A 3,493-nucleotide genomic window follows, 5' to 3' on the forward strand; every position below is an offset into this window, starting at 1 on the left:
GTTATGCTGAACAATTTGTCCAAAAATTCGGATTAAATTTGCAATCTACCGTAAACCAAAATTAATTCGTTGGAGGTTTCAAAAAATGACAGAGCTAGTTGCTTATTTACATGGGCGTCACGAATGGCAAGTTGAGAATATTCCAGGTGAACGACTAACGATGTTGAACTATGCGTTTGCTAAGTTGAATGGGGTAGCGATTGCGGACAATGTCCCTAATATTGATCGTATTCCAGCAATCAAGGCGGCGTATCCAGAATTGAAAATTAATATAAGTATTGGTGGTTGGGCCGCGGAAGATTTTTCGGATGCGGTGGCAACAGCAGCCAATCGCGAAAGATTAGCCGCTAATATCGTCAAATTTGTACAAGATTATCAGTTTGATGGCGTTGATTTAGATTGGGAATACCCCGGCGTTGATTTAAGTGGTATCAAGGCCACACCCCAGGATGCCCAGAATTTTGAGGCTTTCTTACAAGAATTACGACGGCAATTAGATGCGGTTAGTAAGGCGTATATTATCTCCGCAGCAGTCGGGGCTGATCAAGAATTATTAGCAGCCATGGCGGTCAATGGTGAGTATGGCTATGCGGCCTACTTGGACTATGTTAATGTCATGAGCTACGACCTGCGGGGCAGCTGGACTGAATATACTGGCCATCAAGCTAACTTGTTTAGCTATTCGTCAATTGATGGCGCCTTGAGTGCGGATCAAGCGGTTCAAGATTTGTTGCAACATGGGGTAACGGCTGAAAAAATCGTGGTGGGCGCTGCGGCGTATAGTCGTGATTGGGTGGGCTCTGATGAACCGAGCTTGCCCAATGCGTTACATCGCCATGCGCAGTCAGTTGGGTCACAAACCACGCCGTATCTTGACTTAAAGCCATTAATCGCTGACCAGCCGGAACATTATTTTTGGGATGAAACCGCGCAAGCACCGTATTACTTTGATGGGCAGACATTCCGCTCGTTTGATGATCCGCGTTCGCTGCGGGCAAAAGCGGACTATGTGAAACATCAAAACTTAGGCGGTTTGATGTTATGGGAGTTGTCTTTGGACCCCACGGCCGATTTAATTAAGGCGGCGCACGACCAGTTAAACCAATCTTAATTTTGTTCGGGTTTTACTGAAAAACACCATGATTCGTGGTGTAATCAATTTATATTACGTGTTTTATTGATTATCAATTGATAAATAAGACTCGGTTTCAATTTGTGTTGGTGTCATATCAGAGATTATCAGGGATAATTGGTAATGATTTATCTTATTAGTTTTACTGTTATAAACGAATTGTTACTATCTGGTAACAAATATTAGTTGTTAACAATATGACTAACAATTTAACGAATATTCGGTATACTAATAAAGGTGGTTAGCGTAAGCGTCATCAACACTCCCAACTTCATTATCTCCTCCATAAGACGATGATGACCGCTAGTGCGGTCCAGTGAGTGAGCGTCTGTGGTCATCGCTTCCCCGCGGTGACCACCTTTTTTATTCGGTCATTTCTTAGCGCGGGGAAACGATTGAATAAGTAGGCTAAAAACGAGTATGCTGAGGTCAACAGCGACTAGGCAAGTTACGAGGAGGAAAATTTATGTTTATTAGTTATCCTGCGTGCTTTTATTACAGTCGGGCTGAAGAAGTGCCATTTTTTGTCACTTTTCCAGATTTTCCAAATTCAGCCACCCAAGGTAATGATATCACGGATGCGTTAGTGATGGCGTCGGATTGGTTAGGGCTCAGAGTCGCCGATGACTTAGTCGAAAACCGCAACATCCCGGCACCCTCTGCCATCAATGAATTGTCATTGGTTAAAAATGATCCGAATTCCGAGGTCGGCGAGTTTGACCCGAAACGTTCTTTTATTTCGATGGTCTTGGTCAATCTTGATGAATATTTGAATGAAGCCACATTGACTGATGGCATTACACTACCAAAGCCAGCGAACGAAGATCAGCAAGATGGTCTGGCTTAGGTCAACCTTAATGGTAATTAGCCGGCAATGCGGGTGTTACTTGACATGCAACGCGTTCCATCTCTAAACTGAAAGATAGTCTATAAGAGGGGAACATTACCATGGCAAATATTCGGGATGTGGCAAAACTATCCGGACACTCAGTTTCAACGGTGTCGCGGGCTTTGAATCACAGTGGCTATGTGTCGGCCGCCACGCGGCAGGAAATTTTGGTAGCCGTTAAACAGTTGGATTATCATCGCAACGATATTGCGTTGGCACTGAGTACTGGTAAAACGCACCAGATTGGCGTCATCATTCCATTTGTGAATCGGCCGTATTTTCAAAAATTAACGGCCGCAATTACTGCGGAAGCCTTTGAACAAGGCTATCAAGTGACTTTGTTGCCGACAAATTATCAGCCGGAACGGGAACGTCAATATTTGGCGATGCTAAAACACCACCTATTAGATGGGTTAATCTTCTTGTCGCGTAGTTTACCGTTTAGTGAACTCGTGGATTTTCGTGATTATGGTCCCATTGTTTGTTGTGAAGACACTTTTGATTATCCGTTAGCGAGTGTTTTTACGAATCGCGGCGAGTCGTTCGTACATGCGTTTCAACTATTGAAACAGTGTGGTTTTCGTCATATCGGGGTGACGGTCAGCCGTGATGAGCACCACAGTCAAAGCGCTAAATTAACGTTGCAAGCGTATAAAATGGTGTACGGCCCGCAACTCGATCCGGTGTTGATTTATCGGCACACTTGCCGAATGACCGATGGCATCGCGGCGGGGGCCCAACGTGAGCTGCAACAACAGGGACATGGTGCGTTAGTGATTGGTCAGGAAAATATTCCCGTGAGCTTTCTAATGGATTATTCCACGATTGACCATCGCCTGACTGAAATGGGGACGACGGCGTTTAAGTTGTTGTTCCAACCAGAAATTATGAAACAGGCCATCAGTTCAGAATTGATTTTGCGCGGGCGTCTTAAAAAGATTGTCGCCCAACAGCAAGCAAAATCCCGGTCTTGAGCGCTTTGCCAGCGGACATAATTATTTTTGTCCCTTTTTGCTTTTAAAAGCTTGACCTGCAACGCGTTTCACCCAGTACAATAAGTTTGTTGATGAATGGATAAACGTTTCGTTAAGCGCTGTAGTTAGTGGTGGTCCAGTGGCCATGGATTAGCACCACGCTTAAGGCGTGCTTGTCGTCATCACCTAGAATAATTTAAGGAAAGTCTATCATTGGCGATAGGCTTTTTTGCTTTCTGAAAATAAAGTGATGGCCCCATTCAGCGGGACTGGTTAAAGATGGCCCTGAACATCAAAATGATGAACGCCTTGAATCATTGGCATAACAACTGTTATAGCGATTTAATTATTGATAGAAATATATAACTTTATTTATGAAAGCTGTTGATTGTTAGCATGAAAAGCGTGAAAATGGAGGTGTCTTATAGGAAATTTAATAAAGTTAATGGTAGATTGCAAATTTAATCCGAATTTTTGGACAAATTGTTCAGCATAACC

General features: G+C 43.6%; 3 protein-coding genes. All 3 read left to right on the forward strand.

The window, feature by feature from the left end:
• Nucleotides 1–85: 85 nt before the first annotated feature.
• The 3 genes from DY78_RS15465 (at nucleotide 86) to DY78_RS15475 (ending at nucleotide 2,995) form a co-directional block, all read left to right on the forward strand.
• Nucleotides 86–1,111 (forward strand): glycoside hydrolase family 18 protein, encoded by a 1,026-nt coding sequence (locus DY78_RS15465; RefSeq protein WP_024626281.1) that lies wholly within the window; start codon nucleotides 86–88, stop codon nucleotides 1,109–1,111.
• 487 nt (nucleotides 1,112–1,598) lie between these two features.
• The gene (locus DY78_RS15470) at nucleotides 1,599–1,979 is read left to right on the forward strand and encodes a type II toxin-antitoxin system HicB family antitoxin (RefSeq protein WP_024626282.1); all 381 of its coding nucleotides are present in this window, start codon (nucleotides 1,599–1,601) and stop codon (nucleotides 1,977–1,979) included.
• Between the two features lie 101 nt (nucleotides 1,980–2,080).
• Entirely contained in the window at nucleotides 2,081–2,995 is a 915-nt protein-coding gene (locus DY78_RS15475) for a LacI family DNA-binding transcriptional regulator (RefSeq protein ID WP_024626283.1), read from the forward strand.
• Nucleotides 2,996–3,493 lie beyond the last annotated feature (498 nt).

This window comes from Lactiplantibacillus fabifermentans DSM 21115 (genome assembly GCF_000498955.2).
GTDB lineage: Bacteria > Bacillota > Bacilli > Lactobacillales > Lactobacillaceae > Lactiplantibacillus > Lactiplantibacillus fabifermentans.